The sequence below is a fragment of the Streptomyces sp. SudanB182_2057 genome (genome assembly GCF_964272715.1).
In the GTDB taxonomy this organism is placed as follows: Bacteria; Actinomycetota; Actinomycetes; order Streptomycetales; family Streptomycetaceae; genus Streptomyces; species Streptomyces rubradiris.
Genome location: NZ_OZ186798.1, coordinates 1561161 through 1586370, shown reverse-complemented (window position 1 = coordinate 1586370; position 25210 = coordinate 1561161). Strand labels below are relative to the sequence as shown.

Sequence of the window (25210 nt, the reverse complement as noted above, 5' to 3'; positions counted from 1 at the left end):
ATTGTGCCCACTGTGCCCCCGGCCGCGACGCCCGCTCGGAGGCCCGCGGTGGACGTGACCGCGCTCCTGGAGCGCGGCAGGAACCTGGCCACACCGGTGCTGCGGGCGGCCGTCGACCGCCTGGCCTCGCCCATGGACACCGTGGCCGCCTACCACTTCGGCTGGATCGACGCCGCCGGCAACCCCGCGCACGGCGACGGCGGCAAGGCCGTCCGCCCCGCGCTGGCCGTGCTGTCCGCCGAGGTCACCGGTGCCGCGCCCGAGGCTGGAGTACCCGGCGCGGTCGCCGTCGAACTCGTGCACAACTTCTCACTGCTGCACGACGACCTGATGGACGGCGACGAGCAGCGCCGGCACCGCGACACCGTCTGGAAGGTGCACGGCCCCGCCCAGGCCATCCTGGTCGGCGACGCCCTGTTCGCCCTCGCCGGCGAGATCCTGCTGGAGCTCGGCACGGTCGAGGCAGGCCGCGCCGCCCGCCGGCTGACCGCGGCCACCCGCGCCCTGATCGACGGCCAGGCCCAGGACATCTCCTACGAGCACCGCGACCGCGTCAGCGTCGAGGAGTGCCTGGAGATGGAGGGCAACAAGACCGGTTCCCTGCTCGCCTGCGCCTCGTCCATCGGCGCGGTCCTCGGCGGCGCCGACGACACCACCGCCGACGCCCTGGAGCGCTACGGCTACCACCTCGGCCTCGCCTTCCAGGCCGTGGACGACCTGCTCGGCATCTGGGGCGACCCGGAGGCCACCGGCAAGCAGACCTGGAGCGACCTGCGCCAGCGCAAGAAGTCCCTGCCGGTCGTCGCCGCCCTCGCGGCCGGCGGCCCCGCCTCCGAACAGCTCGGCGAGATCCTCGCCGCGGACGCCAAGAGCAGCGACTTCGAGAACTTCTCCGAGGAGGAGTTCGCGGCCCGCGCCGCCCTCATCGAGGAGGCCGGAGGCCGCGAGTGGACGGCCGCCGAAGCGCGCCGTCAGCACACCATCGCCATCGAAGCCCTCGACGCCGTGGACATGCCCGACCGGGTACGGGACTCCTTCACGGCGCTCGCCGACTTCGTCGTCGTACGAAAGAGATGATCACCATTGGCTGGATAAGCCTCGCGTAGTCGCCGGCCGGTGTCGCCAAGTCAAGGACACCGGCCGACGGCGGACCCACAGCAGCACGACTCGCACGACTGCACGAAGGGGAAGCCATGACAGCGACGACCGACGGAAGCACCGGGGCCATTCTGCCGTCCCGGGCTGCCGCGGCCAGCGACTCCACCCTCACCATCCCCGAGACGGCCGGGGTACAAGAAGCCGCCACGCGCGCCGTACAGCGCGCCACCGATTTCCTGCTCGCCCGGCAGGACGCCGAGGGCTGGTGGAAAGGCGACCTGGAGACCAACGTCACCATGGACGCCGAGGACCTGCTGCTCCGTCAGTTCCTGGGCATCCTGGACGAGACCACCACACAGGCCGCCGCGAAGTTCATCCGCGGCGAGCAGCGCCCGGACGGCACCTGGGCCACCTTCTACGGCGGCCCCGGCGACCTCTCCGCCACCGTGGAGGCGTACGTCGCCCTGCGCCTGGCCGGCGACGCGCCCGACGCGCCCCACATGGCGAGGGCCTCGGCGTGGATCCGCGAGCGGGGCGGCATCGCCGCCGCCCGGGTCTTCACCCGGATCTGGCTCGCCCTGTTCGGCTGGTGGAAGTGGGAGGACCTGCCCGAACTCCCGCCGGAGCTGATCTTCTTCCCCACCTGGTTCCCGCTCAACATCTACGACTTCGGATGCTGGGCGCGGCAGACCATCGTGCCGCTCACCATCGTCTCCGCCAAGCGCCCGGTGCGCCCGGCCCCGTTCGCGCTGGACGAGCTGCACACCGATCCCGCCAACCCCAACCCGCCGCAGCCGCTCGCCCCGGTGGCGAGCTGGGACGGGGTCTTCCAGCGGCTGGACAAGGTGGTCCGCGGCTACCGCAAGGTCGCCGTGCGCAGGCTGCGCAGGGCCGCGATGAACGCGGCGGCCCGCTGGATCATCGAGCGGCAGGAGAACGACGGCTGCTGGGGCGGCATCCAGCCCCCGGCCGTGTACTCCGTCATCGCCCTGCACCTGCTCGGCTACGACCTCCAGCACCCGGTGCTGCGCGAGGGCCTCGCCTCCCTGGACCGCTTCGCCGTCTGGCGCGAGGACGGCGCCCGGATGATCGAGGCCTGCCAGTCCCCGGTGTGGGACACCTGCCTGGCCACCATCGCCCTCGTGGACGCCGGACTGCCCGCGGACCACCCGCAACTGGTCAAGGCGGCCGACTGGATGCTCGGCGAGGAGATCGCCCGGCCCGGCGACTGGGCCGTGCGCCGGCCCGAACTGCCCCCGGGCGGCTGGGCCTTCGAGTTCCACAACGACAACTATCCCGACATCGACGACACCGCCGAGGTCGCGCTCGCGCTGCGCCGGGTCCGCCACCACGACCCCGAGCACGTGGACCGGGCCATCGGCCGCGCCGTCCGCTGGAACCTGGGCATGCAGTCGAAGAACGGCGCCTGGGGCGCCTTCGACGTGGACAACACCAGCCCGTTTCCGAACCGGCTGCCGTTCTGCGACTTCGGCGAGGTGATCGACCCGCCGTCCGCGGACGTCACCGCGCACGTGGTGGAGATGCTCGCCGCCGAGGGCCTGACCGACGACCCGCGCACCCGGCGCGGCATCGACTGGCTGCTCGCCGAACAGGAGCCGAACGGCTCGTGGTTCGGTCGCTGGGGCGTCAACTACCTCTACGGCACCGGCTCGGTGGTCCCCGCGCTCACCGCGGCCGGGCTGCCCACCTCGCACCCGGCGATCCGGCGGGCCGTGGCCTGGCTGGAGAGCGTCCAGAACGACGACGGCGGCTGGGGCGAGGACCTGCGCTCCTACCAGGACGCCAGGGAATGGAGCGGCCGGGGCGCCTCCACCGCCTCGCAGACCGCGTGGGCGCTGATGGCGCTGCTCGCGGCGGGGGAGAAGGGCTCCGCGGCCGTCGAGCGCGGCGTGCGGTGGCTGGCCGACACCCAGCGGGAGGACGGCGGCTGGGACGAGCCGTACTTCACCGGCACCGGCTTCCCCTGGGACTTCTCCATCAACTACCACCTGTACCGGCAGGTGTTCCCGCTCACCGCACTCGGCCGGTACCTGCACGGGGACCCCTTCGAGCGCAATCTGCTCGCCCCGGCCGGGAAGGTCTCCGCGCGGGCCGAGGGAGACTGATGTGAGCCACCAGCCCGCTCCGGCTCCGCTGCTGATCGCCTGCGCGCTCGGCATCGAGCACCTCGCCCTGCGCACCGGCGACCGCCGGGCGCGCAGGACGGGCGCGCCGGTGCCGCGGGGCGCGGGGCGGGGGGCCGGCGGGCCGGTGACCTTCGTCCGCACGGGCATGGGACCCCGTGCGGCGGAACGCTCCGTCACCCGGCTCCTGACCGGCCCGGCACCCGCCGGCACGGCCGTCCTGGCCACCGGCTTCTGCGCCGGGCTGGCCCCCGGGATGCACCCCGGCGACCTGGTGGTCGCCGAGGAGACCCGGGACCCGCGCGGTACCACGCCGTGCGTGGGCACCGAGCTCCTGGCCAAGGAACTCGCGCGCCTGCTGCCCGGACGCGCCGTCCACACCGGCCCGCTCACCGGCTCCGACCACATCGTGCGGGGCCCCGAGCGTTCCGATCTGCTCGCCACCGGCGCGATCGCCGTGGACATGGAGTCGGCGGCCACGCTGCTGGCCGCCGTCCGCACCGGCGAGCGGCCGGTGGCCGCCGTCCGGGTCGTCGTGGACGCTCCCGAACACGAACTCGTCCGGATCGGCACCCTGCGCGGAGGGATATCGGCCTTCCGCGTTCTACGTTCCATCCTTCCCGCATTTTTCGATTGGCACCGTTCTTTGCTGCTCCCCCGGAGGTGAGCCAGATGGCCATGCCGCTGCGCCAGTCCATCAAGGTCGCTACATACCTGGCTGAACAGAAGCTCCGCAAGCGGGACAAGTTCCCGCTCATTGTCGAGCTGGAACCGCTCTTCGCCTGCAATCTGAAGTGTGAGGGCTGCGGCAAGATCCAGCACCCCGCCGGCGTGCTCAAGCAGCGCATGCCGGTCGCCCAGGCCGTGGGCGCCGTGCTGGAGTCCGGTGCGCCGATGGTGTCCATCGCCGGCGGCGAACCGTTGATGCATCCTCAGATCGACGAGATCGTGCGGCAGTTGGTGGCCAAGAGGAAGTACGTCTTCCTGTGCACCAACGCGATGCTGCTGCGCAAGAAGATGGACAAGTTCACCCCCTCGCCCTACTTCGCGTTCGCGGTGCACATCGACGGGCTGCGCGAGCGGCACGACGAATCCGTGGCGAAGGAAGGCGTGTTCGACGAGGCCGTGGCCGCCATCAAGGAGGCCAAGCGGCGCGGCTTCCGGGTGACCACCAACTCCACCTTCTTCAACACCGACACCCCGCAGACCATCATCGAGGTGCTCAACTTCCTCAACGACGACCTCAAGGTCGACGAGATGATGATCTCGCCCGCCTACGCCTACGAGAAGGCCCCGGACCAGGACCACTTCCTCGGCGTGGAGCAGACCCGCGAGCTGTTCAAGAAGGCCTTCGCTGGCGGCAACCGCCGCAAGTGGCGGCTCAACCACTCCCCGCTCTTCCTGGACTTCCTGGAGGGCAAGGTCGACTTCCCGTGCACCGCGTGGGCGATTCCCAACTACTCGCTCTTCGGCTGGCAGCGGCCCTGCTACCTGATGAGCGACGGGTACGTGCCCACGTACCGCGAACTGGTGGAGAAGACCGACTGGGACAAGTACGGCCGCGGCAAGGACCCGCGCTGCGACAACTGCATGGCGCACTGCGGTTACGAGCCGACCGCCGTCCTCGCCACCATGGGCTCCCTGAAGGAGTCCCTGCGGGCCCTGCGCGAGACCGTCTCCGGAAACCGGGAGTGACGGCGGTGACCGCCGTCCCCCTGGGCGTCCCCGAGGTACCGGCCCGTCCCATCGCGCAGCGGCGGCAGTCGCGGCAGATCCAGGTCGGGCCGGTACCGGTCGGGGGCGGGGCCCCGGTGTCGGTGCAGTCGATGACGACGACCCGTACGTCCGACATCGGCGCCACCCTCCAGCAGATCGCCGAACTCACCGCGTCCGGCTGCCAGATCGTCCGCGTCGCCTGCCCCACGCAGGACGACGCGGACGCCCTGGCGACCATCGCGAAGAAGTCGCAGATCCCGGTGATCGCGGACATCCACTTCCAGCCGAAGTACGTGTTCGCGGCCATCGAGGCCGGCTGCGCGGCGGTGCGGGTCAACCCGGGCAACATCAAGCAGTTCGACGACAAGGTCAAGGAGATCGCGCGCGCCGCGAACGACCACGGCACGCCGATCCGGATCGGCGTCAACGCCGGTTCCCTGGACCGCCGTCTGCTCCAGAAGTACGGCAAGGCGACGCCCGAGGCGCTGGTGGAGTCGGCGTTGTGGGAGGCGTCCCTCTTCGAGGAGCACGGCTTCCGGGACATCAAGATCTCCGTCAAGCACAACGACCCGGTCGTCATGATCGAGGCCTACCGCCAGCTCGCCGAGCGGTGCGACTACCCGCTGCACCTCGGCGTGACCGAGGCCGGCCCCGCGTTCCAGGGCACGATCAAGTCGGCGGTGGCCTTCGGCGCGCTGCTGAGCCAGGGCATCGGCGACACCATCCGGGTGTCGCTGAGCGCGCCGCCGGTGGAGGAGGTCAAGGTCGGCATCCAGATCCTGGAGTCCCTGGGACTGCGGCAGCGCCGGCTGGAGATCGTCTCCTGCCCGTCCTGCGGCCGGGCCCAGGTCGATGTCTACAAGCTCGCCGAGGAGGTGACGGCCGGCCTGGACGGCATGGAGGTGCCGCTGCGGGTCGCGGTGATGGGGTGTGTGGTCAACGGTCCGGGCGAGGCCCGCGAGGCCGACCTCGGCGTGGCCTCCGGCAACGGCAAGGGCCAGATCTTCGTCAAGGGCGAGGTCGTCAAGACCGTCCCCGAGTCGAAGATCGTGGAGACCCTGATCGAGGAGGCCATGAAGCTCGCCGAGAGCAAGAGCCTGTCGGACCAGGTGAGTTGAGGCAAGGCACGCAACGAGAGGGGGCCCGAGAGTGACCATTCTGGAGAGCATCCGGGGACCACGCGACCTGAAGGCGCTGTCCGAGGCGGAACTCGGGGAACTGTCCGGGGAAATACGTGAGTTCCTGGTGCACGCGGTGTCGAGGACCGGCGGTCACCTCGGGCCCAACCTGGGCGTGGTGGAACTCACCGTCGCGCTCCACCGGGTCTTCGAGTCACCGGTCGACCGCATCCTGTGGGACACCGGCCACCAGAGTTACGTACACAAACTGCTGACCGGCCGTCAGGACTTCTCCAAGCTGCGCGGCAAGGGCGGACTGTCCGGTTACCCCTCGCGCGAGGAGTCCGAGCACGACGTCATCGAGAACAGCCACGCCTCCACGGCGCTCGGCTGGGCCGACGGCCTCGCCAAGGCCAACCAGGTGCAGGGGGAGAAGGGCCATGTGGTCGCCGTCATCGGCGACGGCGCGCTGACCGGCGGCATGGCCTGGGAGGCGCTGAACAACATCGCCGCCGCCCGCGACCGGCCGCTGATCATCGTCGTCAACGACAACGAACGCTCCTACGCCCCCACCATCGGCGGCCTGGCCAACCACCTGGCCACCCTGCGCACCACCGACGGCTACGAAAAGGTCCTCGCCTGGGGCAAGGAGGTGCTCCAGCGCACCCCGGTCGTCGGCAGCACGCTCTACGAGTCCCTGCACGGCGCGAAGAAGGGCTTCAAGGACGCCTTCGCCCCGCAAGGGATGTTCGAGGACCTGGGCCTGAAGTACCTCGGCCCGATCGACGGCCACGACATCAAGGCCGTCGAGTCGGCGCTGCGCCGCGCCAAACGCTTCCACGGCCCCGTCCTGGTCCACTGCCTCACCGAGAAGGGCCGCGGCTACGAACCCGCCCTCGCGCACGAGGAGGACCACTTCCACTCCGTCGGCGTGATGGACCCGCTCACCTGCGAGCCCCTCGCCCCGTCCAAGGGGCCCTCGTGGACCTCGGTGTTCGGCGAGGAGATCGTCCGGATCGGGGAGGAACGCGAGGACGTCGTGGCGATCACGGCGGCCATGCTGCACCCGGTCGGCCTCGCCAAGTTCGCCGAACGCTTCCCCGACCGCGTCTGGGACGTCGGCATCGCCGAACAGCACGCGGCGGTCTCCGCGGCCGGTCTCGCCACCGGCGGACTGCACCCGGTCGTCGCCGTCTACGCCACCTTCCTCAACCGGGCCTTCGACCAGCTGCTGATGGACGTCGCCCTGCACCGCTGCGGGGTCACCTTCGTGCTCGACCGGGCCGGCGTCACCGGCACCGACGGGGCCTCCCACAACGGCATGTGGGACATGTCCATCCTCCAGGTCGTCCCCGGCCTCAGGATCGCCGCGCCGCGCGACGCCGACCAACTGCGCGCCCAGCTGCGCGAGGCGGTCGCCGTGGACGACGCGCCCACGCTCATCCGCTTCCCCAAGGAGACCGCCGGTCCGCGCGTCCCCGCCGTCGACCGGGTCGGCGGCATGGACGTCCTGCACCGGGCCGAACGCCCCGAGGTGCTGCTGGTGGCCGTCGGCGTGATGGCCACGGTGTGCCTGAAGACCGCCGAACTGCTCGAAGCCCGCGGCATCGGCTGCACGGTGGTCGACCCGCGCTGGGTCAAACCCGTCGACCCCGCCCTGCCCCGGCTCGCCGCCGGACACCGGCTGGTGGCCGTGGTGGAGGACAACAGCCGCGCCGCCGGTGTCGGTTCGGCCGTCGCGCTGGCCCTCGGCGACGCCGACGTGGACGTGGCGGTACGGCGGTTCGGCATCCCCGAGCAGTTCCTCGCGCACGCCAAGCGCAGCGAGGTGCTGGCCGACATCGGCCTCACCCCCGTCGAGATCGCCGGGCGGATCAGCGCGAGCCTGGCCGTCAAGGACGTCGACGGCACAGTCAAGGAGAGTGAATGACCACCGAGTTCGACCTCGGCGCCCTGCTCGCCGAGCGCGGAGCCGAACGCTACGAGCTGCACGCCAGGCACCTCAACCCGCAGCTGCCGCGGATGCTGCACACCATCGGCTTCGACAAGGTCTACGAGCGTGCCGAGGGAGCGCACTTCTTCGACGCGGACGGCAACGACTACCTGGACATGCTCGCCGGGTTCGGGGTGATGGGCCTGGGCCGCCACCACCCGGTCGTCCGCAAGGCGCTGCACGACGTCCTGGACCTCGACCTCGCCGACCTCACCCGCTTCGACTGCCAGCCGCTGCCCGGCCTGCTCGCCGAACGGCTCCTCGCCCACAGCCCGCACCTGGACCGGGTGTTCTTCGGCAACAGCGGCACCGAAGCGGTCGAGACGGCCCTGAAGTTCGCCCGGTACGCCACCGGCAAGCCCCGCGTCCTGTACTGCGACCACGCCTTCCACGGACTGACCACCGGCTCGCTGTCGGTCAACGGCGAGGACGGCTTCCGCGACGGGTTCGCCCCGCTGCTGCCCGACACCGCCGTGCCGCTCGGCGATCTGGACGCCCTCGCCCGGGAGTTGCGCAAGGGCGACGTCGCCGCGCTGATCGTGGAGCCGATCCAGGGCAAGGGCGTCCATGAGGCACCCCCCGGCTATCTGCGGGCCGCGCAGGAGCTGCTGCACAAGCACAAGGCGCTGCTCATCGCCGACGAGGTGCAGACCGGCCTCGGCCGCACCGGCGACTTCTACGCCTACCAGCACGAGGACGGCGTCGAACCGGACCTGGTGTGCGTGGCCAAGGCCCTGTCGGGCGGCTATGTGCCGGTGGGCGCCACCCTCGGCAAGGAGTGGATCTTCAAGAAGGTCTACTCGTCCATGGACCGCGTGCTGGTGCACTCGGCGAGCTTCGGCTCCAACGCCCAGGCGATGGCGTGCGGCCTCGCCGTGCTGTCGGTCATGGAGAACGAGCAGATCGTCGCCGGCGTGCGCCGCACGGGCGAACTGCTGAAGTCCCGGCTGGCCGCGCTGATCGACAAGTACGAGCTGCTCGCCGACGTACGCGGCCGGGGCCTGATGATCGGCATCGAGTTCGGCAAGCCGTCGTCGCTGAAGCTGCGCGGTCGCTGGACCATGCTCCAGGCCGCCCGCAAGGGGCTGTTCGCCCAGATGGTCGTCGTACCGCTGCTTCAGAAGCACCGGATCCTCACCCAGGTCTCCGGCGACCACCTGGAGGTGATCAAGCTCATTCCGCCGTTGGTCATCGACGAGGCCGACGTGGACCGGTTCGTGGACGCCTTCACCGCGGTGATGGACGACGCGCACAGCGGCGGCGGCCTGATGTGGGACTTCGGCAAGACCCTGATCAAGCAGGCCGTGGCCAACCGCTGACGGCCGCCCGGCGGGCGGGGCGCCGACGGCGGTGAACGCCGAGGCGCCCCTCTTGCCTCTCAGGCAAGAAAATTGCCCGACGGGCAAAGGTCGGGCTCAATGGAGGCATGAACGCCTCAGACGCCGTGCCGCCGGCGGCTGCGGACGGCGGCCTGCCCGCCGTCGCACCCCAGCTGCGCGCTCTGCGCCGGCGCGCCGGCCTCACCCTGGAGGCCGCGGCCCGCTCCGCCGGTCTCTCCCCGGCCCATCTGTCCCGCCTGGAGACCGGACACCGGCAGCCGTCGCTGCCGATGCTCCTCGCGCTCGCCCGCATCTACGGTACGACCGTCTCCGAACTGCTCGGCGAGACGGTCGCCGACCGGGACGCCATCGTGCGCGCCGCCGACATGGAGCCGACCCGGGCGGGCGGCTGGACGTACCTCCAGGCCGGGGCGCCCGGCCGCGGCATGCAGGCCCTGCGGGTGCGGGTGCCCTACGGCTCCCAGGGCGACATCGTGCGCGTCCACCCCGGAGAGGAGTGGCTCTACGTCCTCCAGGGACGGCTGCGGCTGCGGCTCGGGGACACCGCGCACCTGCTCGGCCCCGGCGACAGCGCGCACTTCGACTCGCTCACCCCGCACCGCCTCGCCGCCGACGACCACGACGGCGTGGAGCTGCTGTTCGTCCACACCCTGCTGCAGAGCCCCACGGCCACGCTGTGCCTGGGCTCGCCGACCGGAGAGCTGCCATGAGCGACTTCGAGACGAAGTTCCCCCGTTCCCTGTGGATCCGGCTGATCATCTACATCGCCCTCGGGCACGTCTTGGCCGCCTTCCTCTACCTGCTGTTCGCGGTGGGCGGCAAGGGCTGACCGCCCCCGCGCCCGCGTCAGTCCAGCAGGCGTTCGCGCAGCCGCTCACGCGCCTCGGGAGCGAACCGAAGGCCCCGCGTCAGATAGGTGTCGACGTCGCCCCAGGTCTCCTCGATGCTCGCGAACGCGGCCTCCAGGTACTCCGCGCGAGCGTCGAAGAGCGGGTCCAGCAGCTCCATCACCTCCGCCGTGTACGCCGTTTCCGCGCTGCCGCTGCGCCGGACCTTGTAGCGGCGGTGCTTGGCGCCGGACTCCAGGTAGTCGGCGACGATCGCCTCGCGCTCCACGCCCAGGGCGAGCAGCGTGACGGCGACGGACACGCCCGCGCGGTCCTTGCCGGCCGCGCAGTGCATCAGCGCGGGGACGCTGTCGTCGGCGAGCGCGTGCAGCACCCGGGAGTGCTCGGCGGTGCGGTGCTTGACCATCGTGCGGTAGGAGGCGGTCATCCGGGCCGCCCCCTTGCCGTCGGAGAGGATCGCGCGCAGCTGGTCGAGGTCGCCGTCGCGGACCATCTTCCAGAACTCGGCGCCGTCCGCCGGGTCGCTCAGCGGCAGGTTCACATTCCGCACGCCGGGCAGCTCGACGTCGGGGCCCTCCAGCTTCTGGTCGGCCGCGTTGCGGAAGTCGAAGATCGTGTGCAGCCCCAGAGCGGCGAGGAAGGCCGCGTCCTCCTCGGTCGCGTGCGCGAGATGCCCGCTGCGGAACAGCACGCCGTGGCGCACGCGCCGTCCGTCCACGGTCGGCAGCCCGCCCACGTCACGGAAATTGCGCACTCCTGCCAGCTCCGGCTCGGTCGACGGGACCTGCTGCGTCACGGGGGCTCCTCCCGGTCGTTCCCCGCCGTCGCGGCTCGCCGGCGGGCACTGAGATCGACCATACGGCATCGATTTCCTGCGGCAATGAGTTGTCCACAGGCACGGTCAGGCGGGTCCGCGGTCCTCGATGACGCCTTTATTCCTGTATTACGAAGACTTTAAGAGTGGCTCATCTCACCGTTCGTCAACCCCTGCCTACGGTCGCGTAGGTCACATCCGAAGGTGAATCATGGTCCGACGTGGCAGACGATTCGAAGAGTGACAGCAGATCAGTGATCGGGTCGTACGTGGCGGTGGGGGACAGCTTCACCGAGGGCGTCGGCGACCCCGGGCCCGACGGGGCGTTCGTGGGCTGGGCCGACCGGTTCGCGGTGCTGCTCGCCGACCGGCGTCCCGAGGGCGACTTCCAGTACACCAACCTCGCCGTGCGCGGGAAACTGCTCGACCAGATCGTGGCCGACCAGCTCCCGCAGGCCGTGGACCTGGCGCCCGACCTGGTCTCCTTCTGCGCCGGCGGCAACGACATCATCCGCCCGGGCACCGACCCCGACGAGGTGGCCGAGCGCTTCGAACGGGCCGTGGCCCGGCTGGCCGCGGCCGCCGGCACGGTGATGGTGACGACCGGCTTCGACACCCGCGGCGTGCCCCTGCTCAAGCACCTGCGCGGCAAGATCGCCACGTACAACGGGCACGTCCGTGCCATCGCCGACCGCTACGGCTGCCCCGTGCTCGACCTGTGGTCCCTGAAGTCCGTACAGGACCGCCGGGCCTGGGACAGCGACCGCCTGCACCTGTCGCCCGAGGGGCACACGCGCGTGGCGCTGCGGGCCGGACAGGTCCTCGGCCTGGACGTACCGGCCGACCCCGAGCAGCCGTGGCCGCCGCTGCCGCCCCGGGGCACCCTGGAGGTCCGCCGCGACGACGTCCACTGGGCGCGCGAGTTCCTCGTGCCCTGGATCGGGCGCCGGCTGCGCGGCGAGTCCTCCGGCGACCACGTGACCGCCAAGGGCACGCTCTCGCCGGACGACATCAAGATGCGCATCGCCTCCGTGGCCTGACGCCGCTCGCCGCCGGGGCCCGACGCCGCCGGCCGCGTCCTGGACTGCCCGCCCGGGCGGCCCAGGACGCGGCCCGCGTCGTTCGCCGCCCGGACGGCGTCCGCCCGCTCCGCAGGCCGTACCGGGCCACCGCCCGGGAAGGGCGCCGGCCGCGCCGCCGGTCCGGTCCCCGGGTCCGCGGGAACCGAACGGGCCCACGCCGACGGGCCTTTGGAGACGGCAGGGCGCGAAGAGGTACCCCGGCCCGACCCGGCTGTCGGAGGTGCCGACCATAATGGTGGGCCTCACCCCACTCCACCGGGAGGTACCGTGACCGGTCTGCGTTCTCCGGGCTCCGGGCCGCGTGCCCTGCGGCCCGCCGCGTTCGGAGCGGAACCGGGCGGCGCCCGCCTGGCGCGCATCCGCCGCTCGCCGCACTTCGAGGACGGCGCCTTCCGGAACCCCGGCGGCCCCGTCCGCACCCGGCCGAGCGCCTCGGCACTGGACCTCGCCAAGGTGTACCTGGACAAGGACGCCCGGCCGCTGCGCTCGCCCCTGGGCACCGTCCCGGTGCACCCCACCACCTTCGCCGACCTGGCCGAGCCGCCCGCCACCGGACTGCGGCTGACCTGGATGGGCCACTCCAGCGTGCTCGCCGAGATCGACGGCCACCGCGTGCTGTTCGACCCCGTCTGGGGCGAACGCTGCTCCCCGGTCCCCTTCGCCGGCCCCAAACGGCTGCATCCGGTCCCGCTGCCACTGGCCGCGCTCGGCCCGGTCGACGTCGTCGTCATCTCGCACGACCACTACGACCACCTGGACCTGCCCACCGTCAAGGCGCTGGCCGGCACGAACACCCTGTTCGCCGTGCCGCTCGGCGTCGGCGCCCACCTGGAGCACTGGGGCGTCGCCCCGGACCGGCTGCGCGAACTGGACTGGCACGAGTCCACCCGGATCGGCGGGCTCACCCTCACCGCCACCCCGGCCCGCCACTTCTGCGGCCGGGGCCTGCGCAACACCCAGCACACCCTCTGGGCGTCCTGGGCCGTCGCCGGCGAGCGGCACCGGATCCACCACAGCGGTGACACCGGCTACTTCGACGGCTTCCGGGAGATCGGCGCCGCGCACGGCCCGTTCGACGCCACGATGATCCAGATCGGGGCGTACAGCGAATTCTGGCGCGAGAACCACATGACACCGGAGGAGGGCCTGCGCGCCCATTTCGACCTCCAGGGCGGGGCGCCGCACGGCGTGCTGCTGCCCATCCACTGGGGCACCTTCAACCTCGCTCCGCACCCCTGGGCGGAGCCGGGGGAGTGGACGAAGGACGCGGCGGAGGAGGCCGGGCAGGCGGTGGCGCTCCCCCGTCCCGGCGAGCCGTTCGAGCCCGCGGGGAAGCTGCCCGCGGACGCTTGGTGGCGGCAGGCGTCCCGGCCGATCGCCCGTCCGTGGCGCCGGCCGAAGCCGGCGGAGACACCTGGAGAGCTTCCCCGAGCCGACCTTGACCTCGCGGGTGACAGGTGACATGGGATCAGGACGAGCCGGGCAGGGTGACACCCGCCGCACGGCACGGTGCCGGTGACCGCTGCGCCCGTGGTCAAGTACGGGTGCGCTGTGCGGCAATCGACGGCGTCATGTCCCGCATAGCGTGACGGAGTTCGCCGAGCGACATCCCGAAAACGAGGTACCAGCACATGCCGTTCATCACCGTTGGCCAGGAGAACACCACCGCCGTCGATCTCTACTACGAGGACCACGGCACCGGTCAGCCGGTCGTGCTCATCCACGGGTTCCCGCTCGACGGCCACTCCTGGGAGCGCCAGACCGCCGTGCTGCTGGACGCCGGATACCGCGTGATCACGTACGACCGCCGTGGGTTCGGCCAGTCCTCGCAGCCGACGACCGGCTACGACTACGACACCTTCGCCGCCGACCTGAACACGGTGATGGAGACCCTCGACCTGAACGACGCCGTCCTCGTCGGCTTCTCCATGGGCACCGGCGAGGTCGCCCGCTACGTGTCCGCGTACGGCTCGGCCCGCGTCGCCAAGGTCGCCTTCCTGGCCTCCCTGGAGCCCTTCCTGCTCAAGAGCGACGACAACCCGGACGGCGTGGCCCCGCAGGAGTTCTTCGACGGCGTCGTCGCCGCCGTCAAGGCCGACCGGTACGCCTACTACACCGCGTTCTTCAACGACTTCTACAACCTCGACGAGAACCTGGGCACCCGGATCAGCGAGGAAGCGGTCCGCAACAGCTGGAACACCGCGGCCCGCGGCGGCTTCTTCGCCGCGTCCGCCGCGCCGTCGACCTGGTACACCGACTTCCGGGCCGACATCCCCGCCGTCGACGTGCCCGCCCTGATCCTCCACGGCACCGCCGACCGCATCCTCCCCGCCGAGGGCACCGCGCGCCCCTTCCACAAGGCGCTGCCCTCCGCCGACTACGTCGAGATCGAGGGCGCCCCGCACGGCCTGCTGTGGACCCACGCCGAAGAGGTCAACGAGGCTCTCCTGGCCTTCCTGCGGAAGTAAGCCGCACCGGCCCGTCGCCCGCTCGAACGAGCGGGCGGGCCCGAACACGTCCACTGCCCGTCCGGTCATCCGGGCGGGCAGTTCCGCGTCTCCGCCGGCCATCCGGCCGCGGCCGGGGCGGGCGTTGCGAGACAACACCTCCTGCGCTCACGAGCACGAGGGTCACCCACGGAACACCTACATTCCGGGGAACGACACTGATGCACTACCAATGAGGCACTTATGCAGTTCGGAGTCTTTTCCGTGGGGGACGTCACCCCCGACCCGACGACAGAGCGCACCCCTACGGAGGGCGAGCGGATCAAGGCGATGGTCGCCATCGCGCTGAAGGCGGAGGAGGTCGGGCTGGACGTCTTCGCCACCGGTGAGCACCACAACCCGCCGTTCGTGCCGTCGTCCCCGACCACGATGCTCGGCTACATAGCCGCCCGCACCGAGAAGCTGATCCTGTCCACCTCCACCACCCTGATCACCACCAACGACCCGGTGAAGATCGCGGAGGACTTCGCGATGCTCCAGCACCTGGCCGACGGCCGGGTGGACCTGATGATGGGGCGCGGTAACACCGGGCCGGTGTACCCGTGGTTCGGCAAGGACATCCGGCAGGGCATCAACCTCGCCAAGGAGAACTACGCCCTGCTGCGCCGGCTGTGGCGCGAGGACGTCGTGGACTGGGAGGGGAAGTTCCGCACTCCGCTGCAGGGCTTCACCTCCACGCCCCGCCCGCTGGACGGTGTCCCGCCGTTCGTCTGGCACGGCTCCATCCGCTCCCCGGAGATCGCCGAGCAGGCCGCGTACTACGGCGACGGCTTCTTCCACAACAACATCTTCTGGCCCGCCGACCACACCCGTCGGATGGTCCAGCTGTACCGGCGGCGGTACGCGTTCCACGGCCACGGCCGGCCGGAGGACGCCATCGTCGGCCTGGGCGGCCAGGTGTTCATGCGGAAGAACTCCCAGGACGCGGTACGGGAGTTCCGCCCGTACTTCGACAACGCCCCGGTCTACGGCCACGGGCCCTCGCTGGAGGACTTCACCGAGCAGACCCCGCTGACGGTCGGTTCTCCCCAGCAGGTGATCGACCGGACGCTGTCCTTCCGGGAGACGGTCGGCGACTACCAGCGGCAGCTGTTCCTGATGGACCACGCCGGGCTGCCGCTGAAGACCGTCCTGGAACAGCTCGACATCCTCGGCGAGGAGGTCGTGCCCGTGCTGCGCAAGGAGTTCGCCGTCGGCCGCCCAGTCGACGTGCCGGACGCGCCCACACACGCCTCCCTGCGTGCCGCGAAGGAAGGAGCCGGCGCATGAAACTCGTCGCCGTCTCGGCGGGCCTGAGCACCCCGTCCTCCACGCGCCTGCTCGCCGACCGCCTCGCCGAGTCCGCCCGCGAGGACCTCGGCACCCAGGGCCACGCGGCCGAGGTGCGGGTCATCGAACTCCGCGAACTCGCCCTCGCCGTCGCCAACCATCTCGTCACCGGCTTTCCCGCTCCGCCGCTCGCCGCGGCCATCGACGCGGTCACGCGAGCGGACGGCCTGATCGCCGTGACCCCCGTCTTCACCGCCTCCTACAGCGGGCTGTTCAAGTCCTTCTTCGATCTGATCGACCCCGACGCCCTGACGGGCAGGCCGGTCCTCCTCGCGGCGACCGGCGGGACGCCCCGCCATTCACTGGTCCTGGACCACGCCCTGCGCCCGCTCTTCGCCTACCTGAGGGCGGCCGTGGTACCCACCGCGGTGTACGCGGCTTCCGAGGACTGGGGGTCCGGCGGCGACGAGTACACCGAGGGCCTGCCCGGCCGGATACGGAGGGCGGCCGCCGAGCTCGCCGCGCTGATGGCCGCCCGCCCGGCGCGGGAGGCGCCCGAGGACGACGTCACCGCCCTCGAACGTCAGCTCTCCGACCTCCGGTTCGACTGACGCACCGCGGGTCACCTGCCGCGCCCCGGGCCCTGATACAGGCTTGGGGCGCGCGGAGCTTCGAGGGAGCGTGCCCCGACGGCTCGTGCGGGGCCGGTTCAGTGGGCCTGGTCGCGACGCGTGTGCAGAGCCAGGTGGACGATGTCGAGCGTCTGGATGAGCGCCGCGCGGGCGGAGTCCGTGTCCCGGAGCCGGTCGAGGACCATGAAGCCGTGGATCGTGCCGTGGTACCGCATCGACACCACCTCCACACCGGCCGCGCGGAGCCTGGCCGAGTACGCTTCCCCCTCGTCGCGGACGACATCGGCCTCACTGGTGACCACCAGGGCCGGAGGGAGCCCCGCGAGCTGTTCGAGCGTCGCCCGCAGGGGCGAGACGGTGGCCAGGCCGCGCTGCCGGACGTCGGGCGCGTACCGGTCCCAGAACCGGCGCATCGTGTCGCGGCCGACGAAGTACCCCTCGGCGAACTCCCGGTAGGACGACGTGCCGAGATCGGAGTCGGTCACGGGGCACAGCAGCACTTGCCGCGCCAGCCGTACCCCACCTCGTTCCTTCGCGAGCAGGGTCAGCGCCGCCACCAGGGTGCCGCCGACCGAGTCGCCGACGGCGACCATCCGGCTGCCGTCCAGTCCGATCTCCCCGCCCCGTTCGCAGAGCCACCGCGCGACGGCGTAGCACTGCTCGACGGCGACCGGGTACGCGGCCTCGGGAGCGGACGCGTAGTCGACCAGGACGACGGCCGCGTCCGTACCGAGAGCGAACGTGCGCGCCAGACGCGAGGCATGGGTCGGGGATGACGTACGGGTGCCGGCATCTCCCAGGGCATCCCTCAGGACATGGCCCAGACCGTGGCCCAGGCCGTGCAGGAACAGGACGACGGGCAACGGCCCGACGCCGCCGACGGGCCTGACCACCTCCACCCGTACGTGACCGGTGGGCCCGCCGGGCAGCAGGAACCACTCCGTGGTCGTGGCATCCTCGTCGAGCACGGGGTCCGTGTGCCCGGAACGCGGTTCGAGCCGGTGTGGCACCGAAGACACCGACCCCTGGTCCACGAACTCCCGGGTGGGGCGGTCGAGGACGGTGCGCCGACGGGGCGGGGGCGGAAGGTCGCTCACGCGCTCTCCAGCCGGAGATGCCTCGGATGCCGCGGGCCGTCGGCCCTCGTCATCGACGAGGCCGGGGACGGGCCGGCGGGCACCGGGAGGAGCCGGCCCGGGGCGGAGTGCAGCGCGCGCCACTCACGGGGAGGGACACCGTAGGCGGCGCGGAACACCCGGCTGAAGTGGGCGGGGCTGCTGAATCCCCACCGGTGGGCGACCGCCGACACACTGGGGGTCGCCCTGCCGCGCCGGGCCAGCTCCCGGCTGCATTCCTCCAGACGCCGTCGCTGGATGAGCCGGCAGACGGTGGTCTCCTCACCCTCGAACAGCTTGTGGAGGTAGCGCACCGACATGCCGTGCGCCCGGGCGATGCTCTCCGGCGACAGGTCCGGGTCGCCCAGGTTGCGGTCGATGTGCTCACGGACGCGCAGCAGCAGGGCGGCGGAAGCGGTGTCCGTTTGTGCGCCGCCCGGATGCGACCGCTCGGTGAGCAGAGCGCTGAGCAGATCGACGAAGTCATCGGCCAGCCTGTGCGCGATGACGGGAGGATGGGCGCAGACCAGGGAGGCCAACGCGGTCAGGAAGGGATAGAGGGTCGCTCCGACGCCGGCGCTCGTGTGGACGGCGCTGCCGGCGATCCGGCGGATGTCGCTGTCCGGCACGGTCAGGGTGCGCCGGGGGAGCTGGAAGACGTGCGTGGTGAACCGCCGCGGGTAGTCGAAGGAGTACGGTCTCCCCGTCTCATACACCACCAGATCCCCTTCGTCCACCTGTGTCGTCCGGCCGCCCTGCGCGAAGGTGGCCGTGCCCGATACCTGGACGCCCACCGCCACCAGCGCTTCGGAGGACGGGGTGATGAGCGCCGGTGTACGGCTGACGAACTTCGCGTCGGCCTCCACGGTCGAGACCTGGAGGTATCCGATGTGGCGGGTGGCGATCCTGCCGTCGAAGGGGCCGGGCCCCCGGGGTGACACCGTCATCGGCACCAGTGTTCTGCTCATCACCTCGTTCCAGTACGTCACCTTCTGCTGGTCCGGTACGGAGTCGGTCGTCAGCACCACGCTCAAGCTGGCCTCCACTCAGGGACGGGTCTCTCCAGGGCCGAGGGCGAGGCAGCGGAGTGGGAAAGCCTCTGCGGAAGGCACGACCGAAGCCAGCCGTACCGTGCTGCCGCTCGCACGGACGGCAGCACGTGAGGACCGGCTCGCAGACCGTGTGACCTGCGGGTTCTCGCTCTCTGGGAACAGCCAAACATCCCGCGGGCGCCGGTCCCAGGCACAACAGAGGCAGAAATTCCCGCCGCTGCCGGGCGAGCCTCCCGCGACGGCCGGCCCGTACGGGGCCGGTGCGCAGGGACAGGCCACAACCAGGGCGCCGAGAGACGAACGCGCCCCACCGACCGTCACGGCGGAGGCGCCGTCATCACGGTCGCCGGCACGGAGGACAACGTCGAGGCGCTCGTCTACCTCGCCGGTTACGCCCTGGAGAAGGGCGAGACCTCGGCGAACTCCAGGGCCGCTTCCCGGACTCCGACCTCGCCGCCGCCCTGGTCCACACCCCCTTCCCCGTCGACGGCTCCACCGAGACCGGCACCGACGTGTCGTTCCGGCCCGACGAGTTCCCCGCCGTCTTCGCCGCCGACGTCGATCCCCGCCTCGCCGAGGTCCTCAGCGCGTCGCCGGGCTGATCGAGAAAGCGGTCCGGGCCACCCGCGCCTGACCTCCCGCATCGCCCGTACCGGACGCCTACGGGATGTCCCCCGGCCAGTGGCGAGCCCTGGCCTCCCCGTAAGGGATCGCCCTCTCGAACACCGGAGGGGCGGAGCCGATTCGCGGCGCCGCCCCTCCTACGCGTACCGGTCATGGGGAACCGGTTCCGGAATGCCCGCTCATGACTGCTTGGGAGCGTGGCGCAGCTCGGCGTCCAACCACTCGAGGATCTCCGGTGTCACGGGGTCGGTGACGGCTTCGTAGTCGTCGTGCTTCGACAGGAAGGCGGCCACGAACGGGCACACGGGCACGATGCGCATGCCCGAGGCGCGCACATCGTCGAGCGCGGCCCGGATCAGCCGTGACGCCAGTCCCTGGCCGACGTAGGCGTCGTCGATCTCGGTGTGGAAGAACACCCGCTGCCCGTCCCGGTCCCGGTAGGCGGTCAGGCCGGCCCGCCGTCCGTCGACGCGGATCTCGTAGCGGTGCCGTCCGTCGACGCGCTCGACGGCAGGAGTGGGGGAAGTGTCGGTCATGATGATCCTTTCGACTGCTGAAGAGGTCTCCGTCCGTTCGCCGTCCTCCGGGACGACAGGGCCCGCGGCCGTGTCGAAGGCGTGGGTGACGTGCGGGCGAGTGCCGGGGGCGAGGAGAAGACGGGCCCGGTCCTCGTGCTCCCGGTCGGTGAGAGTGAGCCTGACCCTGTGCTGAGCGAGGTGCTCCGACCAGGAGCCGACGAGGTAGTTCTCGATGAAGTGGGCCGGATCCTGCCCGTCTTGATACAGACCCCACGTCAGGGCGCCGGTGCGCCGCCGGGCCCGGCCGACGTGTTCCATGCGCTCGGTGAAGGCCGTGCCGTTCTCCGGAGCGACACGGTAGGAGACGGTGACCAGTACCGGGCCCGTGGCCGGCCCCGGTGCGAACACCAAGGGCGGGACGGGCCAGTGAGCGGAGGGGGAGGGGTCGGTCTCCTCCCCGTCCCGCAGGGGCCAGCGACGCAGACTGACGGCGCAGACGACCAGCAGCCCTCCGGCGGTCAGCAGCGGAACGGTGAGGCCCAGGCCGGCGGCGAGCGTGCCCCACAGCGGCGCGGCCAGCGCCTGCCCGCCCTGGAAGACGAGGAGGTAGACGGCGAGTCCGCGGGCCCTGACCCAGCCGGGGAGCTGCGTCTGCACGGCCGCGTTGAGCGTGGACAGGACGGCGATCCACGCCGCACCGGCGAACAGCAGCGCGACCGTGACCAGCCACGGGTCGCGCACGGTGGCCAGGACGAGGAGGACACCCGCCAGGAGCAGGGCGCCGCAGCCCAGGGTCCGGCTGGGGCCCAGCTTCCGGGTGCCGCGGGGCAGGACGACGGCGCCCGCCACCGCCCCGGCGCCCACGGCCCCCAGCAGCAGCCCGTAACCACCGGAGCCCAGACGCAGCGACCGGCTCGCGACGAGCGGCAGCAGGGCCCACAGAGCGGCGCCGCCGGGGACGAAGAGGATCGTACGGAGGAGGACCCGGCGGATACCCGGGGCGTGCCACACGTAGCGCCGGCCCGCGTCGAGGGCGGCCAGCAACCTCTCACCGCCAGGTACGGGGGCAGGGGGTCCGGGACGCCGCCAGAGCAGCAGGACGACGGCGATGCCGAGGTAGGAGAGGGCGTTGAAGGCGAAGACCCAGGCCGGGTCCGCCGTCGCCACCACCACGCCGCCCACGGCCGGCCCGACGGCCCGAGCCAGGTTCATGTTGACGCCGCCGAGGGCCGCGGCCTGCGCCAGTTGCCGCCGCTTCACCAGCTCGGGCTGGATCGCCTGCCACGCCGGCCCCATCAGCGCCGTCCCGCAGCCCAGCAGGAAGGTGAGGACGAGCAGCAGCGAGGGGGTGAGGAGATCCGCGAACGCCAGCGCGGTCAGCACGCCGGACACCGCGAACAGCGCGCCCTGGGTGGCCAGCAGCACCGTGCGGCGGTCGTGGCGATCGGCCATCACGCCGGACGGCAGGGCCAGCAGCACGACGGGCAGGCTCGACGCCGTCTGGACCAGCGTCACCAGTGCCGGATCGTGCCCGATCAGGAGCCATTGGGCGCCGACCAGCTGCATCCAGCTGCCGATGTTGGAGACCAGCTGGGCGATCCACAGGGCGCGGAAGACGCGCGCCGCGAGAGGGGCCCAGGGCGAGTCCCGCTCGGCGGGCCGGGCGGGTCGGGAAGGGAGCGTGAGGTTCATACGTGTCCCGGAGAAGGAGTACGAGCGCGTCCGCTCCGGGGAGGTGACGCGGTGGCGGCGGGCCGGGGGCGCGACACACGGCGACGGCCGGTCCACCGCCCCCTCCGGAGGCGGTGGGCCGTGCCGTCGTGTTCCGCGTGGCGCCGAGGAGCGGACTCGTCAGCGGGCGGACCGCGGGTGAGGGGTTCCGCTTCCCGCGGGGGCCGGCCGGTGCAGCACCAGCCGGGTCAGCAGGCCGCTCGCCGGCCCCACGACGATCACGGTCACGGAGACCCACACCGGCCAGGGGGTGACGGCCAGCGCGTGGTCTGCGGACCACCGGCCCGGCCCGGTGAGGGCCAGCGCGGCGCAGGCGGCCACGAGGACCAGGGGGTACTCGTAGCCGTCGTTCTGGACCCAGAGTCCCTTGGGCCACTTCACGGTGCCGGCGACCGTCATCACCCCCATGGCGGCCATCGCGGCCAGCGGGGTGAGCAGCCCGGCCGCCAGGAACAGGCCGGAGCCGATCTGGCCGGCTCCCGCGGTGAGCGCCGTCAGCCGGCCACCGCGGAATCCGTCCCCCCGGAATTCCTCGGTCCCGCCTGCCAGCCCCTTGCCGCCGAGGCGGAAGCTCACCTTCTGCACGCCGTGCCCGGCGATGAGGAGTCCCAGCACGAGCCGCAGGATCAAAAGTCCGGCGTCCATCATGTCCCTGCCTGTTCCCTACGTGTCCGTGGTGAAGGTCAGCCCGCCGCGTGGGCGCCGATGACGGCCTGCGCGTAGACCATGCCGAGGCCGTAGGCGCCGCCGTGCGCCTTGACCACGTCGCCCACCGCGGCGTACGTCTCGGTGCGGGCCCAGTCGCGCTGGAGCTCCAGCAGCACCTGCACCCAGGTGACCGGAACGGCGCCGGCCTGGATCATGCGCTGCACGGCGTGCTCGTGCGCCTGCGGGCTGACACCGCCGGAGGCGTCGGTGACGACGTAGACCTCGTAGCCCTGGGCGAGGGCGGAGAGGGCGGGCAGGACCACGCAGACCTCGGTCCACAGACCGGCGATGACGAGCTTCTTGCGGCCGGTGGCCTTGACCGCCTCGACGAAGTTCACGTCCTCCCAGGCGTTCATGGTGCTGCGGTCGACGACCTTGTGGCCGGGGAAGACGTCGGCCAGCTGCGGCATCAGCGGGCCCGAGAACGACTCGGCGGCCACTGTGCTCAGGACGACCGGCACGTCGAACACCTTCGCGGCCTTCGCCAGGCCCACGGTGGAGTTGATGATGGCCGTGCGGTCACCGCTGCCGGTGCCGAAGAACATCTGCGGCTGGTGGTCGACGAAGAGCACCGCGCAGTTGTCCGGCGTGAGCAGGTCGGGGCTGGGGGACGCGGTGACCTGGGAGATGTTGACCATGAGGAGGTGCCTTTCTCGGAAGGATGACGACGCGGACCGCTGTCCGTGCCGTGCTGGACCGTCCCCTCGGACGGGGACTCGGAGTGGGAAGAAGTGACCGGAGGTCAGGGCTTCCAGGGGTTCAGAGGTCGAAGCAGGGGTCGAAGGGGGCGCTCGCCGCCGCCGGGGTCAGGCCGCGGGCCGTGCGCCACCGGCGGTGCCGCTCCGACTCGGCGACGGCCTCGCCGAGCAGTTCCGCCTGGCGGGCACCGGCGAGGGCCGTGGGGCGGGAGGCCTGGTAGCCGCCGAAACGCGCGACCGGGCTCCAGGACGGGACCGGCGGGAGTTCCTCGTCGAGCCCTTCGTACTCGGCGGCGGCGTAGACGATCCGGCCGCCGGTGACGGTCAGGAGCGATTCGATGCCGGCGATCTCGGCTTCGGGCACGGTGAAGTAGTCGTCGGACAGCACCGCGAGGTCTCCGTAGCAGCCGGGCCTCAGGACGCCCTTGACGTCGTCCTCGCCGGTCAGCTGCGCGCCGGCGAGGGTGAACATCGTCAACGCCGTCTGCCGGTCGACGCGGTTGGCGGGCGGTCGCAGCGTCAGGTCGCCGACGGAACGGCCGCTGACGAGCCAGTGCAGGGCGACCCAGGGGTTGTAGGTGGAGACCCGGGTGGCGTCGGTGCCGGCGCCCACGGTCAGGCCGCGGTCCAGCATGGCCCGGATCGGCGGGGCGTCGGCCGCGGCCCCCGGCCCGTAGCGCCGCAGGAACGCCTCGCCCTGGAAGGAGAGACGGTTCTGCACGGACATCGCGCCGCCGAGGACGGCGATGCGGTCGAGGCTCTCCGCGGAGACGGTCTCGGCGTGGTCGAAGAGCCACCGGTTCCCGGCCGGGAAGAGCCCTTCCGCGGCGAGCTTCTCGAACACGCCGAGATCGCGGCGGATGGTCTCGTCATAGGTGGCGTGCAGCCGGAATCCCCAGCCGTTCTCCATGAGGAGGCGGACCGCCTTCTCGAATTCCACCTCGTAATCGGCGGAGAGTTCCGGTCGCGGCTGGGTGAAGTTCTCGAAATCCGCGGCGGCCCAGGTGAGATTTTCCCCGGCACCATTGAGGCGCAGCCATGCGTCGCCGTCCTCGGGGCGGGCCGTCTCGATCCAGCGCGCGAGATCGTCGATCTCCTGGCCCGGGGTCTGCGGAAAGAGGTGGTAAGCGATGCGGAGCGACAACTGGCCCGCCTTGGCCAGTTCGATGACGGTCGCATAGTTGTCGGGAAAGTTCTGGAACCCCCCTGCGGCGTCGATCGCCGACGTGAGCCCGAACCTGTTCAGCTCGCGCAGGAAATGACGCGTGGAGGTCTTCTTGTCCTCGCCCTCCAGCACCGGAGCCTTGGCGAGAGTGGAATACAGGATCAGGGCGCTCGGCGCCGCCAGCAGCATGCCGGTCGGCTCGCCGTCGCGGCCCCGCACGATCTGGCCCCCCTTGGGGTCGGGGGTGTCCTTGGTGAAGCCGGCGGCCTTCAGCGCCGCCCGGTTCAGGACGGCCGACTGGTACAGGTGCAGCACGAACACGGGAGTGTCGGGGGCGGCCGCGTTCAGCTCGGCGACGGTCGGCAGCCGTCGTTCGGTGAACTGCTCCGCCGACCAGCCGCCGACGACACGGACCCACTGGCCCTTGGGAGTGCGGGCCGCCTGCTCGCGGAGCATCGCCAGCCCCTGGCGCAGACTGCGCACGCCGTCCCAGCGCAATTCGAGGACGTAGTTGAGGCCCCCGCGGATCACGTGGAGATGGGAGTCGTTGAGGCCCGGGATCACCCGTCGCCCGAGCGCGTCGACCACCTTGGTGTCCGGGCCGATGTGGCCGGCCACGTCCCTGTCGTCGCCTATTACCGTGATGACACCGTCGCGGATTCCCAGTGCCTCGGCCCGCGGCCGCGACGGGTCCCCGGTGTGGATCTTGGCGTTGCGGACGACCAGTTCGGCGGCATCGTCGGTGGGCTGTGGAACCAGCCCGCCGACGGGCATTGTTGACATCTTCTGGGACTCCCTCTCCCGTTGGAAAAGCGACTTCGACCCGCATCACGAAATGGCAAGGCGGACTTCGGTAATCGCGACACCCTCGGCGACCGCGCCGCATCACCAAGGTAGGCGCTGTGGCCCGGCGGAATTACCCCCGAGTGCACAGCGCTTTGCCTGACCGCGCACCGTGCCGCCCGACCCTGCCCGGATGACGGCAGGAGCGGGTGGCCCGTGCACAGCGGGGAAAGAACGGGTGCACTGCCGGAGAAA

Annotated in this window: 21 protein-coding genes and 2 pseudogenes; 15 read left to right on the top strand and 8 right to left on the bottom strand. The window is 71.5% G+C overall.

Annotated features, from left to right (window positions below; translation table 11 throughout):
- Nucleotides 1-3: 3 nt before the first annotated feature.
- The 9 genes from ACSURM_RS06600 to ACSURM_RS06560 all read left to right on the top strand — a co-directional run bounded on the left by ACSURM_RS06600 (nucleotide 4) and on the right by ACSURM_RS06560 (nucleotide 10238).
- A complete protein-coding gene (locus ACSURM_RS06600) occupies nucleotides 4-1077 on the top strand; it encodes a polyprenyl synthetase family protein (RefSeq protein ID WP_436954005.1) in 1074 nt (357 codons plus the stop codon).
- A gap of 116 nt (nucleotides 1078-1193) precedes the next feature.
- A complete protein-coding gene (shc, locus tag ACSURM_RS06595; RefSeq protein ID WP_436954004.1) occupies nucleotides 1194-3224 on the top strand; it encodes a squalene--hopene cyclase in 2031 nt (676 codons plus the stop codon).
- 1 nt (nucleotide 3225) lies between these two features.
- The gene (locus ACSURM_RS06590) at nucleotides 3226-3909 is read left to right on the top strand and encodes a phosphorylase family protein (RefSeq protein ID WP_436954003.1); all 684 of its coding nucleotides are present in this window, start codon (nucleotides 3226-3228) and stop codon (nucleotides 3907-3909) included.
- A gap of 5 nt (nucleotides 3910-3914) precedes the next feature.
- Nucleotides 3915-4937 carry an adenosyl-hopene transferase HpnH gene (gene hpnH / locus ACSURM_RS06585; protein ID WP_436954002.1) on the top strand — a complete coding sequence of 341 codons (1023 nt, stop codon included), beginning with the start codon at nucleotides 3915-3917 and terminating at the stop codon, nucleotides 4935-4937.
- Between the two features lie 5 nt (nucleotides 4938-4942).
- Entirely contained in the window at nucleotides 4943-6076 is a 1134-nt protein-coding gene (gene ispG, locus ACSURM_RS06580) for a flavodoxin-dependent (E)-4-hydroxy-3-methylbut-2-enyl-diphosphate synthase (RefSeq protein ID WP_436954001.1), read from the top strand.
- Between the two features lie 31 nt (nucleotides 6077-6107).
- Nucleotides 6108-8006, top strand: a complete 1899-nt coding sequence (gene dxs, locus ACSURM_RS06575; RefSeq protein ID WP_436954000.1) for a 1-deoxy-D-xylulose-5-phosphate synthase — start codon at nucleotides 6108-6110, stop codon at nucleotides 8004-8006.
- Complete coding sequence (locus ACSURM_RS06570; protein ID WP_289968896.1) at nucleotides 8003-9388, top strand: aspartate aminotransferase family protein; 1386 nt, start codon at nucleotides 8003-8005, stop codon at nucleotides 9386-9388. The genes dxs and ACSURM_RS06570 overlap by 4 nt, the downstream gene beginning before the upstream one ends.
- Nucleotides 9389-9495: 107 nt before the next feature.
- The gene (locus ACSURM_RS06565; RefSeq protein ID WP_436953999.1) at nucleotides 9496-10119 is read left to right on the top strand and encodes a helix-turn-helix domain-containing protein; all 624 of its coding nucleotides are present in this window, start codon (nucleotides 9496-9498) and stop codon (nucleotides 10117-10119) included.
- Nucleotides 10116-10238: a DUF6126 family protein gene (locus ACSURM_RS06560; RefSeq protein ID WP_037656302.1), complete on the top strand. Its 123-nt coding sequence runs from the start codon at nucleotides 10116-10118 to the stop codon at nucleotides 10236-10238. The genes ACSURM_RS06565 and ACSURM_RS06560 overlap by 4 nt, the downstream gene beginning before the upstream one ends.
- Before the next feature lie 17 nt (nucleotides 10239-10255).
- On the opposite strand, the gene ACSURM_RS06555 is transcribed toward ACSURM_RS06560, so the two are convergent.
- Entirely contained in the window at nucleotides 10256-11053 is a 798-nt protein-coding gene (locus tag ACSURM_RS06555; RefSeq protein WP_436953998.1) for a tyrosine-protein phosphatase, read from the bottom strand.
- A 272-nt stretch (nucleotides 11054-11325) separates the two neighbouring features.
- Between ACSURM_RS06555 and ACSURM_RS06550 the strand changes: the two genes are divergently transcribed.
- The 5 genes from ACSURM_RS06550 to ACSURM_RS06530 all read left to right on the top strand — a co-directional run bounded on the left by ACSURM_RS06550 (nucleotide 11326) and on the right by ACSURM_RS06530 (nucleotide 16540).
- Nucleotides 11326-12111, top strand: coding sequence for an SGNH/GDSL hydrolase family protein (locus tag ACSURM_RS06550; RefSeq protein ID WP_436960962.1), 786 nt, complete (start codon nucleotides 11326-11328; stop codon nucleotides 12109-12111).
- 309 nt (nucleotides 12112-12420) lie between these two features.
- The gene (locus tag ACSURM_RS06545) at nucleotides 12421-13614 is read left to right on the top strand and encodes an MBL fold metallo-hydrolase (protein ID WP_436953997.1); all 1194 of its coding nucleotides are present in this window, start codon (nucleotides 12421-12423) and stop codon (nucleotides 13612-13614) included.
- Between the two features lie 170 nt (nucleotides 13615-13784).
- Complete coding sequence (locus ACSURM_RS06540; RefSeq protein ID WP_436953996.1) at nucleotides 13785-14621, top strand: alpha/beta fold hydrolase; 837 nt, start codon at nucleotides 13785-13787, stop codon at nucleotides 14619-14621.
- A gap of 222 nt (nucleotides 14622-14843) precedes the next feature.
- The gene (locus ACSURM_RS06535; RefSeq protein ID WP_436953995.1) at nucleotides 14844-15929 is read left to right on the top strand and encodes an LLM class flavin-dependent oxidoreductase; all 1086 of its coding nucleotides are present in this window, start codon (nucleotides 14844-14846) and stop codon (nucleotides 15927-15929) included.
- Nucleotides 15926-16540, top strand: a complete 615-nt coding sequence (locus tag ACSURM_RS06530) for an FMN reductase (RefSeq protein WP_436953994.1) — start codon at nucleotides 15926-15928, stop codon at nucleotides 16538-16540. The genes ACSURM_RS06535 and ACSURM_RS06530 overlap by 4 nt, the downstream gene beginning before the upstream one ends.
- A 98-nt stretch (nucleotides 16541-16638) precedes the next feature.
- Here ACSURM_RS06530 and ACSURM_RS06525 read toward each other — a convergent pair whose 3' ends face one another.
- Nucleotides 16639-17658: an alpha/beta hydrolase gene (locus ACSURM_RS06525; protein WP_436953993.1), complete on the bottom strand. Its 1020-nt coding sequence runs from the start codon at nucleotides 17656-17658 to the stop codon at nucleotides 16639-16641.
- On the bottom strand, nucleotides 17655-18710 hold the full coding sequence (locus tag ACSURM_RS06520; protein WP_436953992.1) for a helix-turn-helix domain-containing protein: 1056 nt from the start codon (nucleotides 18708-18710) through the stop codon (nucleotides 17655-17657). The genes ACSURM_RS06525 and ACSURM_RS06520 overlap by 4 nt, the downstream gene beginning before the upstream one ends.
- 342 nt (nucleotides 18711-19052) lie before the next feature.
- Between ACSURM_RS06520 and ACSURM_RS06515 the strand changes: the two are divergent.
- A pseudogene (locus ACSURM_RS06515) lies at nucleotides 19053-19321 on the top strand (alpha/beta hydrolase); the annotation flags it as partial.
- 210 nt (nucleotides 19322-19531) lie between these two features.
- Here ACSURM_RS06515 and ACSURM_RS06510 read toward each other — a convergent pair.
- From ACSURM_RS06510 to ACSURM_RS06490, 5 genes and pseudogenes are all read right to left on the bottom strand, one after another.
- Entirely contained in the window at nucleotides 19532-19888 is a 357-nt protein-coding gene (locus tag ACSURM_RS06510; protein ID WP_436960960.1) for a GNAT family N-acetyltransferase, read from the bottom strand.
- A 135-nt stretch (nucleotides 19889-20023) separates the two neighbouring features.
- Nucleotides 20024-21562: pseudogene (locus ACSURM_RS06505) on the bottom strand (MFS transporter); the annotation flags it as partial.
- A gap of 159 nt (nucleotides 21563-21721) precedes the next feature.
- Entirely contained in the window at nucleotides 21722-22246 is a 525-nt protein-coding gene (locus ACSURM_RS06500) for a DoxX family protein (protein ID WP_436960958.1), read from the bottom strand.
- A 38-nt stretch (nucleotides 22247-22284) separates the two neighbouring features.
- Entirely contained in the window at nucleotides 22285-22947 is a 663-nt protein-coding gene (locus ACSURM_RS06495) for a hydrolase (protein WP_436953991.1), read from the bottom strand.
- 121 nt (nucleotides 22948-23068) lie between these two features.
- Nucleotides 23069-24955, bottom strand: a complete 1887-nt coding sequence (locus ACSURM_RS06490; protein ID WP_436953990.1) for an amidohydrolase — start codon at nucleotides 24953-24955, stop codon at nucleotides 23069-23071.
- Between the last annotated feature and the right edge of the window lie 255 nt (nucleotides 24956-25210).